This is a genomic window from Bradyrhizobium sp. 2TAF24, from assembly GCF_052115025.1.
In the GTDB taxonomy this organism is placed as follows: domain Bacteria; phylum Pseudomonadota; class Alphaproteobacteria; order Rhizobiales; family Xanthobacteraceae; genus Bradyrhizobium_A.
Genome location: NZ_JBFRFW010000023.1, coordinates 22,459 through 35,873 on the forward strand (window position 1 = coordinate 22,459; position 13,415 = coordinate 35,873).

The 13,415-nt window shown below is 68.2% G+C and carries 14 protein-coding genes; 7 read left to right on the forward strand and 7 right to left on the reverse strand.

All coding sequences use genetic code 11. The annotated features are described in order from the left end of the window. Positions 1-9: 9 nt before the first annotated feature. The 3 genes from AB4Z37_RS28175 to AB4Z37_RS28185 form a co-directional block, all read right to left on the reverse strand. Positions 10-1,737 carry an amidohydrolase gene (locus AB4Z37_RS28175; RefSeq protein WP_441520025.1) on the reverse strand — a complete coding sequence of 576 codons (1,728 nt, stop codon included), beginning with the start codon at positions 1,735-1,737 and terminating at the stop codon, positions 10-12. A 316-nt stretch (positions 1,738-2,053) separates the two neighbouring features. Then, positions 2,054-2,434: a hypothetical protein gene (locus AB4Z37_RS28180; RefSeq protein WP_441520026.1), complete on the reverse strand. Its 381-nt coding sequence runs from the start codon at positions 2,432-2,434 to the stop codon at positions 2,054-2,056. Positions 2,435-2,978: 544 nt separating this feature from the next. Further along, the gene (locus tag AB4Z37_RS28185) at positions 2,979-3,689 is read right to left on the reverse strand and encodes a Crp/Fnr family transcriptional regulator (protein WP_441520027.1); all 711 of its coding nucleotides are present in this window, start codon (positions 3,687-3,689) and stop codon (positions 2,979-2,981) included. A gap of 384 nt (positions 3,690-4,073) precedes the next feature. Here AB4Z37_RS28185 and AB4Z37_RS28190 point away from each other — a divergent pair, with 384 nt between their 5' ends. The 6 genes from AB4Z37_RS28190 (at position 4,074) to AB4Z37_RS28215 (ending at position 7,321) form a co-directional block, all read left to right on the forward strand. Next, a complete protein-coding gene (locus tag AB4Z37_RS28190; protein ID WP_441520028.1) occupies positions 4,074-4,382 on the forward strand; it encodes a hypothetical protein in 309 nt (102 codons plus the stop codon). Between the two features lie 451 nt (positions 4,383-4,833). Then, positions 4,834-5,175: a hypothetical protein gene (locus tag AB4Z37_RS28195; protein WP_441520029.1), complete on the forward strand. Its 342-nt coding sequence runs from the start codon at positions 4,834-4,836 to the stop codon at positions 5,173-5,175. 161 nt (positions 5,176-5,336) lie between these two features. Next, positions 5,337-5,681, forward strand: coding sequence for an ArsR/SmtB family transcription factor (locus AB4Z37_RS28200; protein WP_441520030.1), 345 nt, complete (start codon positions 5,337-5,339; stop codon positions 5,679-5,681). Positions 5,682-5,692: 11 nt separating this feature from the next. Further along, positions 5,693-6,235 carry an ArsI/CadI family heavy metal resistance metalloenzyme gene (locus tag AB4Z37_RS28205; RefSeq protein WP_441520031.1) on the forward strand — a complete coding sequence of 181 codons (543 nt, stop codon included), beginning with the start codon at positions 5,693-5,695 and terminating at the stop codon, positions 6,233-6,235. A gap of 10 nt (positions 6,236-6,245) precedes the next feature. Then, positions 6,246-6,659, forward strand: coding sequence for an arsenate reductase (glutaredoxin) (gene arsC, locus AB4Z37_RS28210; RefSeq protein WP_441520032.1), 414 nt, complete (start codon positions 6,246-6,248; stop codon positions 6,657-6,659). Continuing rightward, positions 6,659-7,321, forward strand: coding sequence for an aquaporin (locus tag AB4Z37_RS28215; protein WP_441520033.1), 663 nt, complete (start codon positions 6,659-6,661; stop codon positions 7,319-7,321). Before arsC ends, AB4Z37_RS28215 begins: the two co-directional genes overlap by 1 nt. Before the next feature lie 55 nt (positions 7,322-7,376). Here the strand turns inward: AB4Z37_RS28215 and AB4Z37_RS28220 are convergent, their stop codons facing one another. Continuing rightward, entirely contained in the window at positions 7,377-8,018 is a 642-nt protein-coding gene (locus AB4Z37_RS28220; RefSeq protein ID WP_441520034.1) for a hypothetical protein, read from the reverse strand. Between the two features lie 301 nt (positions 8,019-8,319). Here AB4Z37_RS28220 and AB4Z37_RS28225 point away from each other — a divergent pair, with 301 nt between their 5' ends. Continuing rightward, complete coding sequence (locus AB4Z37_RS28225; RefSeq protein WP_441520035.1) at positions 8,320-9,402, forward strand: alpha/beta hydrolase family protein; 1,083 nt, start codon at positions 8,320-8,322, stop codon at positions 9,400-9,402. A gap of 29 nt (positions 9,403-9,431) precedes the next feature. Here the strand turns inward: AB4Z37_RS28225 and AB4Z37_RS28230 are convergent, their stop codons facing one another. From AB4Z37_RS28230 to AB4Z37_RS28240, 3 genes are all read right to left on the reverse strand, one after another. Then, positions 9,432-11,552: a tetratricopeptide repeat protein gene (locus AB4Z37_RS28230; protein ID WP_441520036.1), complete on the reverse strand. Its 2,121-nt coding sequence runs from the start codon at positions 11,550-11,552 to the stop codon at positions 9,432-9,434. Between the two features lie 75 nt (positions 11,553-11,627). Continuing rightward, entirely contained in the window at positions 11,628-12,818 is a 1,191-nt protein-coding gene (locus AB4Z37_RS28235) for an MFS transporter (RefSeq protein ID WP_441520037.1), read from the reverse strand. Beyond that, positions 12,815-13,414 (reverse strand): GNAT family N-acetyltransferase, encoded by a 600-nt coding sequence (locus tag AB4Z37_RS28240; protein ID WP_441520038.1) that lies wholly within the window; start codon positions 13,412-13,414, stop codon positions 12,815-12,817. Before AB4Z37_RS28240 ends, AB4Z37_RS28235 begins: the two co-directional genes overlap by 4 nt. Position 13,415: the final 1 nt, after the last annotated feature.

Genomic DNA, 13,415 nt, shown 5'->3' on the forward strand with positions numbered 1-13,415 from the left:
CGCCTCCCGTCACGCCTGGAAGCGGCGCTCGCCGTCGAGCCAGGTCTCGCGCACCGGGACGCCGCGCAGCGTCGTCGGGTCGACCGTGGTCGGATCCTTGTCGAGGATGACGAGGTCGGCCGCCTTGCCCGCCGCCAGCACGCCGGTGAAATCCCAGCGGCACTGCCACGCCGCGTCCGCCGTCACCATGCGCAGCGCCGCGTCGATGGGGACGCGCTCCGCCGGATTGAGCACCTCGCCGCCGTCGCGCATGATCCGCGTCACCGCGTTCTCCACCATGCGCAGCGGGCCGATCTCGGTGACGCTCCAGTCGGAGTGCAGCGTCGGGCGCAGGCCGCCCCTGAGCGCCGAGGCGCAGGGGTCGAGGCGGTTCGCCCGCTCGGGTCCGAGGATGTCGTCGCGGAAGGCGCGGCCCCAGTAGTGGACATGGCCGATGAGGAACGACGGCGACAATCCCAGCGCCTTCATGCGCGCGATCTGCTCGTCATGCAGGATCGAGCAGTGCTCGAGACGATGGCGATGGTCGTCGCGCGGCTTCGTCCTGAGCACCGCGTCATAGGCATCGATCGTGGTGTCGATGGCGGCATCGCCATTGGCATGCACGCACACCTGCCAGCCGTCGTCATGGGCGATGCGGATGGCCTGCGTCAGCTGCTCGGCGGTGTAATTCAGCAGGCCGCGGCTGTCCGAATTGAGGTAGGGCTGGCGCTGGTAGCCGCTGCGGCCCTGGTTGGAGCCGTCGGCCCACGCCTTGATCGCGCTGACGCGGAAGCGGTCGTTGCCGAAGCCCGGCTTGAGGCCTGCATCCTGCCAGGCCTTCATGCGGCTCGACACCAGCGTGCCGCCATAGCGGACCGGCGGGTTGTTCGCCATCACGCTCTGGATCAGCTTGAGGTCGCCGAGGCCCTGGAAGCCGAGCGCGCAGTCGAACAGGCCGGTGCAGCCGCGGCTCGCGGCCGTCCTGAACAGGCGTCCGAGCGCGGCGGCGAGTTCGTCGGCCGACGGCATGCCGATCTTCGCCATGAACGGCATCAGCGCCGGCGTTTCATCGACACGGCCCGTCAGCTCGCCATTGGCGTCGCGGCCGTAGTGTCCCTGCGGCGGATCCGGCGTGTCGCGGGTGACGCCGGCGGCCTTCAGCGCGGCGGTGTTGACATGGGCGATGTGGCCGTTGGACTCGTAGAGGAACAGCGGATGGTCCGGCGCGATGCGGTCGAGCAGCGCGAGGTCGATCACCGTCGTGCCCGGCGTGATCGTCGCATCGAACTGCCACGCCTTGACCCACGCGCCGGGCGCGGCTTGTGCCGCCGCCGTCCGCAACGCGCTGACCACGTCGTCCATATTCCGCATCGCGAACGGGCCGACATCGAGCCAGCTCTCGAAGGTGACGAACGCGCTGTGCATGTGCGGATCGATCAGGCCCGGCAGCAGCGTGCCACCGGCGAGATCGATCACCTTGGTGTCGGCATTGCGCAAGCCGTCGAGATCGCTGTCGGAGCCGACCGCCACGATCCTGCCGCCGCTGACCGCCACGGCCTGCGCCCGCGGCTTCGCCGGATCCATGGTCATCACCGTGCCGTTGCGAAACAGCAGCTCGGCGTGGGCCCCCTGCGCCCGCGCCGGCACCGATGGCAGCCACGCCGACGCCGTCAACCCCGCGCTGGTCTGCAGCACCGTGCGCCGCGAGGCCATGAACTCCAGGACCGCGGCCAGGCCGGGATTGCAGGCGACACACATGAGCGTTCTCCCGGCAGACGTTGTCAGATTCTCGCGGCAGCTTGGATCAAAACCGCAAGGGAGACAACGCCGGCCAGGCGCACACAAAAAACCGCCGGCACAAAGGCCGGCGGCGAAAGGCGACATGGAGAGGAGGACTGTAACGCGAAACGAAGGAGGGTGGCGGCCACGCCCGTCAGGGAGTCTCGGGAGGAACGAGAAGAAAGGCGCAGCCGCCGAACGCTTGAACTGAACTCAGGAACTCAACTGTTGAACGCAACGCAGGAACGCGACTCACACACGAACGCTACTCACACGCATGTCGAACGCCTGCGGCCTACCAGGTCTGGTTGCGCGAGTTGTCGCCGTAACCGTAGCCATAACCGCCGTAGCCATAGGACGGCGCAGTGACCACCGGGGCCGGGACATAGCCATAGGCGCCGCGGAAGCTGTCGCGCTCGCGCACGACATAACGCTGATGATGATGGCGGCGCGCGGCGCTGCTGAACTCGGTCGCGGTGGCCTGCGCGTAGGCGTGCCGCGTGATGACGCTCTTCGCGGGCGCCGCCCTGCCTGACGCCGTGCTGGCGGGCGCGGCGTGGGCGAACGAGGGAATGGCGGCGATCAGCGCGAGCGCGGCGGCGAACGCCAGCAGCAGGCGGTGATGCGAGGTGGACAGCGTGGCAGCGCGCGCGGTCGCGGCGGTTCGGCGAGACATGATGCGACGTCCTTGTTGTTGTCGAACGATCCGGCGGGCGCTCGAGGAAGTGATGGGGCTGACATCGGCACGTTCGCCGCGAATGCAAGCAAGCGTCACAGGATCGTGAGCCGGCCGCCCCGCGACCGCAGCGCGCAGGGCGGGTTCCCGCCGCAAAATAGGCTGCGATCCGAACCACATCCGCGATATGGGCCCGAGCCGCGCCACCCCGGCACGGCAGCAATGCATGGCGTGCAGCGGTTAAAAAAACACTGCCCCTGCCTCGTGATCACCGCGCGCGGTGTCTGCTCTGTATCTGTATCTGCCTCTGAGTCTGTATCTGATCTGCTCTGGGGGCGTTGCGGCAACCGCCGGGCAACGGCGACGGAAACGTTTCACCGCCGCTGCCACCGTGACCTATCCATCTGGTCGCGCGAGGGAACGTGCGGCGCGACCGCGACGATCGGGGCCGCCGGCCTGCGCCGGTGTAATGATGTATCGGCCGCGGATTTTCAGCGTCTCGGTCGTGAAACCGGCGCGAGCGGCGGCGAGCGACGCGCGAAACTCAGCCGCGGCGCCGCGGTTTCAGCTCGCTCTTGAGCGTCTCGTAGCACTCGCAGGTGCGCGCCTCGAGCGCCGGCCGGTCGAGGATGCGGATGACGCCACGCGAGTAGCTGATCAGCCCCTCGGCCTGGAACCGGCCGGCGACCTCGGTGACCGAGGTGCGGCGCACGCCGAGCATCTGCGACAGCAGCTCCTGGGTCAGCGCCAGGATGTCGCTCTCGGCGCGGTCCACCGTCTGCAGCAGCCAACGACAGAACCGCGCGTCGACCTGATGCAGCGCGTTGCAGGCCGCGGTGATGCGCGCCTGGGTCAGCAGCGTCTCGTTGAAATGAACACAGAGGTCGCGCAGCGCCGGGCTGCCGGCCACCGCCTTGCGGAACTGCGCCGCCGGGATGCGCGCGATCACTGTCGGCAATTGGACGACAACTTTCACCCGCGACACATAGAGCCCGAGCCCGGCCATGGCGCCGACGGCGCCCTCCCGGCCGACGGTCGCGGTCTCGATGGCGCGGCCGTCCTGCATCACCACCAGCAGCGACAGCATGCCGTTGAGGGGGAAGTACACCGCATCGACCTCCTCGCCGGCGTCGAGCAGGCGCACCCCCTGGTCCAGCGCCAGCAGGCTGAGATGCGGCTGAATAAGGCTTAAGTCCGCCCGGGGGAGCGAAGCCAGCAAACTGTTGTCAACCGGGCTCAGCGATGCCGAATTCACGTCGATCCTCGTCCGATCGAGCGGGCCTTTCACCCGGAAACTGATGAGACGCGCAGCTGCGGTGCGCGAGTGTGGGACCTGTCAATCTAGAGTGGCGACAATCCGATGTCGGCCCGAAACCGTTCATAGGCGCGCAATCGGCCCGGAAGCGGAGACCCGCAGTTCCGCCGCTGTTTTGAGGGCGAACGCGCCTGCTACGGTTAATGATCCATGATCTGCCGATAAAAACTTATGTCAACAACCGGACACATTGAAACCGGCCCGGCCTGCGCGACCTTGTGTCCCGACCCGCCCTTTTCCCTTCGGCAGGCTGTCCACGTGCTGCAAGTGCCGATTGGGGCTTGAAATCGGTCAGTTTACTGCAAGATTGCGGAGCGATCGTCGGTGGGAACCGATCGGGATGAATCGGCCCTGAGGATGCACACCGGCGCGGCATCGGTCATGCATTTCCGGGAACGGTTGCGATCGGTATCTGGGCACTCGATCAGCGATGGAATGGACGTAATGGGTGATGAAACAAGAAAGGCAATATGGACGGTGATCGACGGCGGATCGGGCGAACAGCCCGAGGGGGAACGGCCGATCACGGAGGAGAGTCTCGAACTCGTGCAGGCATTCATCAGGATCGCATCGGCCGACGACCGCCGGCGGGTGCTCGATCTTGCCAAGGCGCTGGCGCGGCGCGACCACTGAAGCGCGGCCGGCGCGCCGCGGCCTGGAGCAATTCCAGCCCACGCGGCCGACGAGCCGCTCGACACACGACAACGGATGGCGCGCCACGGCGGTCCGCTCCCGCGGCCCCGGCGCGCCTTGCCAATGTCCGATAGCGAACATAGCTGACTCTACAGGCCGTCCGGCCCGGCGCCAGCGGCGCCGCCGACCCGCTCCGGCCAGGATGACTGACGAGGTCCGGAGCGTCCCGACGCCGGGTGGCGGCCAGGCTGCGCCTGTGCCCTGCCGTCAAATGAAGCAGCAGTGCTGCCCTTTCCGGCAAAAGATGACGCGAAACTGACATTGCCGGCCCGGCGAACGCGCAGTAACTTTTTCAGCAGTTGCTTGTATTGTCGGCGTTGAGATTCGCGATCAAGGTTCGACGGCAGCGGGTCTCGACACTTGACTCTCAGGCTGAAGCGGAAGCGATGCCATGCAAGTCAATACCAAGCCGGACACCACTCCGGTCAAGACCGCCGCCGGCGCCAAGCCGCCGGTCGCCATCCGGGTCGCGGGACTCGTGTTCCGCACCCTGGTGATCGCGGTGCTCGTCGTCGCCACGGCGCGGGTCGCCAGTCCCCAGAACGAGACGCTCCTGTCGGTGTACGATACGCCGGCGGATCTCATCCGCCTGCTGATCGGCATCGTGGTGTGCGCCTGGTTCGTGGTCCACATGTTCATCCTGCCGAAGGATGCGGAGGGCTACCGGACCTGGGTCTATCTCGGCCTCGCGGTGCTGCCGCTGGCGATCGTGATGATGATCGTCATCTGGTAGGACGGCCTGCCCGGTCGCGGCGGCATCACCGGCCGCGGCTTTCGCGCGGCGTGATGCGCGCGCCTTTCGCATCAGCTTTCCACAGCACGGCAGAACCACACGCGACCATGCACCGTCGATCGAGGTTGACCAGCCGCCATTATTTCGATAATCGTTGAAATATGGAAAAGACGAACGCCGTTGCCGCGCTTGCCGCGCTCGCCCAGGACAACCGCCTCGATGTCTTCCGCCTGCTGGTCCAGGCCGGCCCCGCCGGCATGACCGCCGGCGCCATCGCCGAGGCCCTGGACCTGCCGCCCAATACGCTGACATTCCACTTCGACCGGCTGCGCGTGGCCGGCCTCGCAGCCGTGAGACGTGACGGTCGTTCGAAAATCTATACGGCACAGTTCGAGACCATGAACGAACTGCTCGGTTTCCTGACCGAAAACTGCTGCGGCGGAACGCCGTGCCCCCCCGCTCCAGCCTGCCAACCCACGCGGCGGCGCGCCAGCGTGCCAGCCTGAAAGGAGGCGCCATGAAACGCCTGCACGTCCATGTTTCCGTCGACGATATTCCCCGATCGATCGGGTTCTATTCGGCGCTGTTTGCCGCCGAGCCCGCAGTCATCAAATCCGACTATGCGAAGTGGATGCTCGAGGACCCGCGCGTGAACTTTGCGATCTCGACGCGCGGGCGGAAGCCCGGCCTCGACCATCTCGGCATTCAGGCGGAAAGCAGCGACGAACTGCACGACATCTATGCCCGTCTGCGCAGCGCCGGCGGCACGGTGCTCGAACAGGGACAGACGACATGCTGCTACGCCAGATCGGAAAAATCATGGATCGATGACCCGGCCGGCATCGCCTGGGAAACCTTCCATACCGTCGGCGAAAGCACGATCTATGGCGATGGGACCGGTGAGAACCAGGCGCGCCTTGCCCATGACAAGTCTCCTGCCGATGACAAGCCTTCTGCCGATGACAAGCCTTTTGCCGATGACAGGCCTTCCGCCGATGACGAGCCATCGGCCTGCTGCGCGCCGCGTCCAGAGCCGAAACCATCCTCTGCCTGCTGCTGAGGTGATCGCCATGACGGACGTCATCATCTATCACAATCCTGAGTGCGGCACGTCGCGCAACACACTGGCAATGATCCGAAATGCCGGCCTGGAGCCGCATGTCATCGAATACCTCAAGACACCGCCCTCGCGCGTGCTGCTGCAGCAGCTCATCGCGCGCATGGGCATATCGGTGCGGGAGCTTCTCCGGGAAAAGGGAACGCCCTACGCCGAACTCGGGCTCGACGATCCGGCATTGTCCGACGAAAAGCTTGTCGACGCCATGATGGCGCACCCGATCCTGATCAACCGGCCGATCGTCGTGACGCCTCTGGGCGTCAAGCTCTGCCGTCCTTCGGAGCTCGTCCTCCAGCTCCTGCCGGAGCAGCAGGGAGAGTTCGTCAAGGAAGACGGCGAGCGTGTTTCATTGAGGCGCAGCGGCTGATGCCTGGCCTTGCGAAACGCGCTTTCGCTGAGTGGCTCGGGGCTGCCTTCCTTCTCGCCACCGTCGTCGGCTCCGGCATCATGGCCCAAAAGCTGGCCGGCGGGAATCTGGCGCTGGCGCTGTTGTGCAACACGATCCCGACCGGCGCCATCCTCGCTGTCCTGATCCTGATGTTCGGCCCGATCTCCGGGGCGCATTTCAATCCGGCGGTCACGCTGGCCTTCGCGATCCGCGGCGACGCCACCTCGCGAGATGCAGCGATCTATGTCATCGCACAACTCGCCGGTGCCATCGTCGGCGTCTGGGTCGCACACCTGATGTTCGACTTGCAGGTCTGGCAGTTATCCTTGACGGAGCGTACCGGGACCGGGCAGTGGCTCGCCGAAGCCGTGGCCACCTTCGGCCTGCTGCTGACGATCTTCGGCGTCGCAGCCCGCACGCCATCCGCCCTTCCCTACGCCGTCGGGCTCTATATCACCGCGGCCTACTGGTTCACCGCATCGACGTCGTTCGCCAACCCGGCCGTCACCGTTGCGCGCTCCTTGTCCGACACATTTGCCGGCATCGCTCCGCATGGTGTCGCAGCCTTCATCGTCGCCCAGCTCATCGGCGCCATCCTGGCGATTCCACCCGCGCGCTGGCTGTGGGCAAAGGCGACCTGACCTGCCGGAAGCGTCGAACGCTCATCCAAATTGCTGCAAGGTCGGGCCTGGCCCGTCAGTGGCGAGGTCCGAAAGCCGACGGCGACATGCCGAGCAGCGACAGCGCGCTGCCGTCGCTCTCGACACGGCCCTGCTGGGTGTAGCCGACCTCGACCGACAGGTTGAGGTTCGGCATCGGCTGGTAGGCGACGCCCGCCCGCGCGGTGTAGACCGGCAGCGTGGCGGACAGCGGATCGAACGCCGCGAACGGGCCGCCCGCGCCGGTCTGGAAGCGCGAGGTGCTGATGCCGGCATAGATCTGCAGCGGCAAGCCGCGCTCGGCCTGGAAATCGTAGCCGACCAGCGCGGCGTCATGGGTGAACGAGGTGAAGGGCCCGAGCAGCAGCCCGCGGTCGGCGCCGCTGGTGGTCCAGCCCATCGCGCCGCGTTCGCTGGCGGCGAAGAAGCCGGTCGGGAAGTTCACGCGGCTGTAGGACAGGCCGCTGCCGGCACTGCCGAAATCGAAGCTCGGAAAGTCGCCATAAGCCTTCGCCCCGTCACCGGGCGCAAGGCTGCTGCCGAAGCCGATCGGCCAACCCGGAATCCAGTAGCGCACAGGAGCGGTCTGGGCATGGGCCAGCGGCGCGCCCGAGCACAGCGCCGCAACGACGATCGCAAGACGAGATTTGCGCGAAGAGCCTGATTTAGCTGAAGACATGTTTACCTGGTGGGCATCCGCGGAACCAGCCGGTGTTCGGAAAAACTATACGCTGCGGAGAGGTCGAGCGCCAGCGCGCCCCGGCACGGAAGCGCCGGATGGCGGCTGCAGGAAGCCCAGAACGTCCTCTGCGACAATGCAGCCCCTTTCGTTCGGCGATCCGGAACAGATCGGACAATTGTGTCGAAACTTTCGCACCGGCACATGCTAGCGTCCCACGCCGCTGAGGCGACATGAACGACGGCCGAGACCGGCGGCGTTACCGCCCTCCGTGTTCGGCACGCCGTGACGAGGCATCCGGATGAGGTTTCCAGCGCTGTGGCTCATCCTCCTTGCGGCGCTCAACGCCGCGCACGCCGACGACGCCGTCTTCAAGGTCGGCGTCACCACGCGCGACCTCGTTCCGGCCGAGCCTTATGACTGGCGCGGCGCCAGCACCCATGCGCTGCGCACGACGATCTGGTACCCGGCCACGGCCGGCGCGCGCGAGGACGCGCAATGGATCGGGCCGCGCCTTATCCCGTTCGTCAGCGCCGGGCGCGCCGCACGCGATGCCGAGCCGGCCGCGGGGCGGCATCCGCTCATTCTCCTGTCCCACGGTTTCGGCGGCACGGCGTCCGATCTCGCCTGGCTCGGCGTGGCGCTCGCCGCGCACGGCTTCATCGCGGCTGCGATCAATCATCCCGGCAACAATGGCGATGATGGCAGCACGGTCGAGGGGGCGGCGCTGTCGTGGCTGCGCGCCGTCGATCTCAGCACGGTCATCGACGCCCTGCGCGACGACAACACCTTCGGTCGCAGGATCGATCCGGCGCGCATCGGCGCCGCCGGCCATTCGTTCGGCGGCTACACCGTCATCGCGCTCGCCGGCGGCATCACCGATCCGGAGCGGCTTCGGGCCTTCTGCCGTTCGCCGGACGCGGATGCATTGTGCGCCCCGGCGCCGGATGTTTCAGCCCTGCGCCAGCAGAGCATGGCGCGCCTCGCATCCGATGCCGATTTCCGGCAGCGCTATGGCCGGGCCGCCGCGTCCTATCGCGACGCCCGCATTCGCGCCGTGTTTGCCCTGGCACCGGGACCGGGGCCGATCTTCACGCCGGAGAGCCTCGGCCGGATCGCGATCCCGGTCGCGCTCGCGACGGGCAGCGCCGACGCGGTCGCGCCGCCCGCCTCGGGCGCCGAGGCGCTCGGCAAGGTCATCCCGCAGGCCACGCTGAAGCGGTTTGCGGATGCCGGCCACTTCGTCTTTTTCGGGACCTGCACCGCGGTCGGGCGCATGGCCCTCCGCACGGTGTGCCGCGATCCAGACGGCATCGACCGCAATGCCGTTCACACCGAGACGATCCAGCTGGCGCTCGACTTTTTCACCGCCAGCCTGCGCTGAGCGACCGCGGCGGCGAACAGATGAGGTTTTCAGAGGCAGGAACCGTCGCCGGATGAGCCGCCGCTTGGACAGGGCGTCTGCTTGGACAGCTTCTCGATCTTCATTTTCGCGGCCAGCTGCGCCACGGTGTCGAACGGGCTGCGCGGGGCGAGCTCGGTAGCGCGGCGCAGATCGGCAGACGCACGATCGGGACGGTTGGTCGCCTCATAGACACGCGCCCGCGCCCAGTAGGCCTCGATGGTCTCCTGATCCTTGAGCACCGTGTCGAGGTCGCCGAGCGCGGCGTCGTAGTCCTTCAACGCCGAGCGCGCCATGCCGCGCACCAGGAAAGCATCGAGCGCATTGGGGCGCAGCAGGATGACGCCGTTGACATCATCGAGCGCCTTTGCCGGTTCGCCGCGACCGAGATAGGCGCGGCCACGCAGCACGCGGGCGTAGAGGTCGTAGCGTGAATTGCCGACCAGCGGATCGAGCACGACGATGGCCCGGTCGTATTGCGACGACCCCAGCATCGCGACGCCACGCGCCAGCAGCGCCAATGCGTGGCGCGGATTGCGCTCCAGCACGCGGTCGATCTCGGGAACGGCTTCCGCAGAATTGCCCTTCATCAGCAATGCGAGGGCGCGCGCAGCACGCGCCTCGTCGTTGAGCGGCGTCAGCACCAACGCCTGGTCGAGATCGACCAGCGCCTTGGGCACGTTGCCAAGGAACACGTAAGTCTCGCCGCGGCCGGCGAACGCGCTGCCGTCCTTCGGGTTGAACTCGACCGCGCGGTCGAAGCTCGTGAGTGCGTGGGCAAGCTTGCCAATGCTCAGGTACGTGTAGCCCAGGCCGTCATGGGCAACCGCGCTCCTGGGATCGATCGCCAGCGCCCGTGTCAGCTCGCTCACGGCGCGGTCGGTCTGGCGCATCTCGCGGAGCACGTTGGCGTGCAGCACCAAGAGCGGCACGTCGTTGGGACGCTGGCGCAGCAGCTCGTCGAGATCGGTGAGCGCCTGCGCCGCACGCGCCAGCGACAGGTAGGCGGTGACGCGCAGCAGCCGCGCCTCGGCATAATTCGGATCGAGGCTCAGCGCGCGGTCGAGCAGCGGCAGCGCCTCCTGGGCGCGGCGCAGCTGGATCAGCGACTTGGCCTCCCGTGTCAGCGTCTGCGCCGTGCCCGCGGCCGGGCCGGGCGGCAAAGCGGGGAGCACCACGGGCGGCGGCGCGGCAGTCGCCGACCGCGTCGCCGCGGGGGGCGCGGCCGGCGCGGTCGCCCGCGACAGCTCGGCCTGCATCGCCACCGCCTGCTGGCGCGCGTCCTGGATCTGCCGGCCGCCCGGCTGCACCTTCAGCGCGGCGTCGAAATCGGCAATCGCGCGCGCGTAGTCGCCGCGGCTGAGATAGAGGTTGCCGCGGTTGAAGTACGCGCCGACGTTCGTCTGCCGGCTCAGCACGATGGCGCGGCTGAAGTCTTCCATCGCATGGTCGATGTCGCCCTTGTGGCGATAGATATCGCCGCGCATGAAGTACGCGCCCTGTGTGTTCGGCGCGATCGCGATGGCGGCCTCGACATCGGCCATGGCCTTGTCGAATTGCCCCAGGACGAGATAGGCGCGGCTGCGCTGCACCCGCAGGTCGGCGAAGTCGGGACGCAGCGCCACGCCCTGGTCGAAGTCGGCCAGCGCCTTCGCCACGTCCTTCTGCGCCAGCCGCACGTCGCCGCGCGCCATGTACGCCGCCGGCGATTGCGGATCGATCGCGAACGCGCGCTCGATGTCGGCGAGCGCCGGATCGAGGTTGCCCTTGAGCAGATTGACGAAGCTGTGGTTCAACAGCACCGACACCGACTTGTCGTCGATCTGCATCGCCGCGTCGGCGTCGGCCATCGCCGCATCGTAGTTCCGGCGCTGGCCCTTGACGCGTGAGCGCGTGACGAAGGCCTGGGCGCGATCGCTCGCCGGCCGCGTCGCATCGTCGATGATCGCGCTGCAGGCCGCCTCGGTCCTGTCGGTCAGGAGCTGCTGGCAGTCGCCCATGTCGGCCGCACGGGCCGCCGGCGGCCATGCGATGCCCGGCAGCATCACCAGCAGCGCCAGGCCGCCGCACGCGGCCCACAGCCATTGGTTGGCCGGCAAGCCGCCCGCCCTGGTCAGCTTCGCGACGGACATGTCCACCCCGGCTCCAATTGTGACAGCCGGCAAGCTAGCGCAAAAGTTGAGTCCTCTCCAGCCCGGCGAGGGCCTTCAGCGGTCACGGTCCGCGCGCTGCGGCCGAAATGCCACGGCGAGCCAAGCCGCGGCGACGGCGACCAGCGCGGCGGTGATGAACGACAGCACGAGCGCGCCGGCTTCGCCGAAGCGGCCGATCACCGCGGCGTAGGCGAGCGGCGCCGCGGCCGACACAATGAAGCCCGGCACCAATAGCCGCCCGACCAGCGCGCCGTAGCTGCGCGGGTCGAACAGCATCAGGGGCAGCGTGCCGCGGGTGATGGTGACGATGCCGTTGGCTGCGCCATAGACGAAGGCGAACGCCAGCGCCGCTGCGCCGGCCTCGCCGCTGAACAGCCCGGCGACGAAGGCGAACGGCAGCGTCGCACAGGCGAGAAGATTGAGCGCGAGCGGATGCAGCCTGCCGCCGAACAGCACCTCGAGCAGCCGCGCCGACGACTGGCCGATGCCGCGCAGCGTCGCCACCCACACCGCGGTCGCCGCGGCAACGCCAAGGCCGGCGAGGATCGCGATCATGTGCGCCGACATCGCCGCGTTGAGGACGTTGGTGCCCATCACGATCGCCGCATAGAGCGCGCCGGCCAGCGCGCGCTGGCGCCCGGTCCGCGCCAGCGGCCGCGGCGGCGGCGCGGCCGACGTCGCCTGCGCCTCATGACGGCCGGACGGCAGCGACAGATGCAGCGGAATCGTGAGCAGCGCAAAGCCGGCATAGGCCAGCACCGCGCCGCGCCAACCGGCATGCTCGGCGATGACATGGCCGAGCGGCCAGAACACCGTGGAGGCGAGCCCGCCGGGCAGCGTGATCTGCGACATCGCCCGCCGCGCCGCGATGCCGCCGAGCCGCGCCAGCGCCGCGAACGCCGCATCATAGAGCGTCAGCCGCATGGCGAGGCCGAGACAGATCCAGGCAGTGAAATACAGCACCACGCCGTGGCTCAGCGCCAGCAGCACGCAACCTGTGGCGCTCAGCAGCGCGCCGGCGTTCATCACCATCCGGCCGCCGTGACGGTCGATCAGGCCGCCGATCAGCGGCGAACTCAGGCCCATCACCAGCAGCGCCAGCGAGAAGCCACCATAGGCGAGGCCGCGCGACAGCCCGAGATCGGCTGCGATCGCCTCGCCGAAGCCGCCGATCAGGTAATAGGACGTGCCCCAGGAGATCAGCTGCGCAAGGCCGAGGCAGACGACGGTCGAACGCGGGATCACCGGAGCGCGTCTCCCGCCGCGCCCTGCGGCAGCGTGCCGTCGCCCGCCCCGAGCGGGCGCGCCATCAGCACCGTGTCGACCCAGCGGCCGAGCTTGAAGCCCACCGAGGTCAACGTTCCCACCGGGCGAAAGCCGTGCCGGCGGTGCAGCGCCAGCGAGGCGGCGTTGCCGCTGTTGCCGATGACCGCGATCATCTGCCGCCACGGCCCCTGCTCGCAGCGCGCGATCAGCGCCGCGAGCAGCGCCGAGCCGATGCCCTGCCCGCCGAGCCCGTCTGCGAGATAGACCGAGTTCTCGACCGTGAAGCGGTAGGCGGGGCGCGGCCGGTAGGCCGAGGCATAGGCGTAGCCGAGCACGCGGCCCGCGCGCTCGGCGACAAGATAGGGCAGCGCGAGCGCCCGCACGGCGGCGAACCGTGCCGCCATCTCCTCAGGGACCGGCGGCACCTCCTCGAAGGTCGACAGGCTGTGTCTCACGTGAAACGCGTAGATCCCGGCGATCGCCGCGATGTCGGCGGCCGTGGCGTCGCGGATGCGCAACGGCGCGGGCGCGGCAGGGGAGACGTCGGTGGAGAGCGGGGATCGATCTGAAGTCATG

Bases quoted from the DNA above. Each gene is read 5' to 3' on its own strand.
- AB4Z37_RS28175 (WP_441520025.1), bottom strand. From the start codon at position 1,737: ATGTGTGTCGCCTGCAATCCCGGCCTGGCCGCGGTCCTGGAGTTCATG.
- AB4Z37_RS28180 (WP_441520026.1), bottom strand. From the start codon at position 2,434: ATGTCTCGCCGAACCGCCGCGACCGCGCGCGCTGCCACGCTGTCCACC.
- AB4Z37_RS28195 (WP_441520029.1), top strand. From the start codon at position 4,834: ATGCAAGTCAATACCAAGCCGGACACCACTCCGGTCAAGACCGCCGCC.
- AB4Z37_RS28200 (WP_441520030.1), top strand. From the start codon at position 5,337: ATGGAAAAGACGAACGCCGTTGCCGCGCTTGCCGCGCTCGCCCAGGAC.
- AB4Z37_RS28205 (WP_441520031.1), top strand. From the start codon at position 5,693: ATGAAACGCCTGCACGTCCATGTTTCCGTCGACGATATTCCCCGATCG.
- arsC (WP_441520032.1), top strand. From the start codon at position 6,246: ATGACGGACGTCATCATCTATCACAATCCTGAGTGCGGCACGTCGCGC.
- AB4Z37_RS28215 (WP_441520033.1), top strand. From the start codon at position 6,659: ATGCCTGGCCTTGCGAAACGCGCTTTCGCTGAGTGGCTCGGGGCTGCC.
- AB4Z37_RS28220 (WP_441520034.1), bottom strand. From the start codon at position 8,018: ATGTCTTCAGCTAAATCAGGCTCTTCGCGCAAATCTCGTCTTGCGATC.
- AB4Z37_RS28225 (WP_441520035.1), top strand. From the start codon at position 8,320: ATGAGGTTTCCAGCGCTGTGGCTCATCCTCCTTGCGGCGCTCAACGCC.
- AB4Z37_RS28230 (WP_441520036.1), bottom strand. From the start codon at position 11,552: ATGTCCGTCGCGAAGCTGACCAGGGCGGGCGGCTTGCCGGCCAACCAA.
- AB4Z37_RS28240 (WP_441520038.1), bottom strand. From the start codon at position 13,414: ATGACTTCAGATCGATCCCCGCTCTCCACCGACGTCTCCCCTGCCGCG.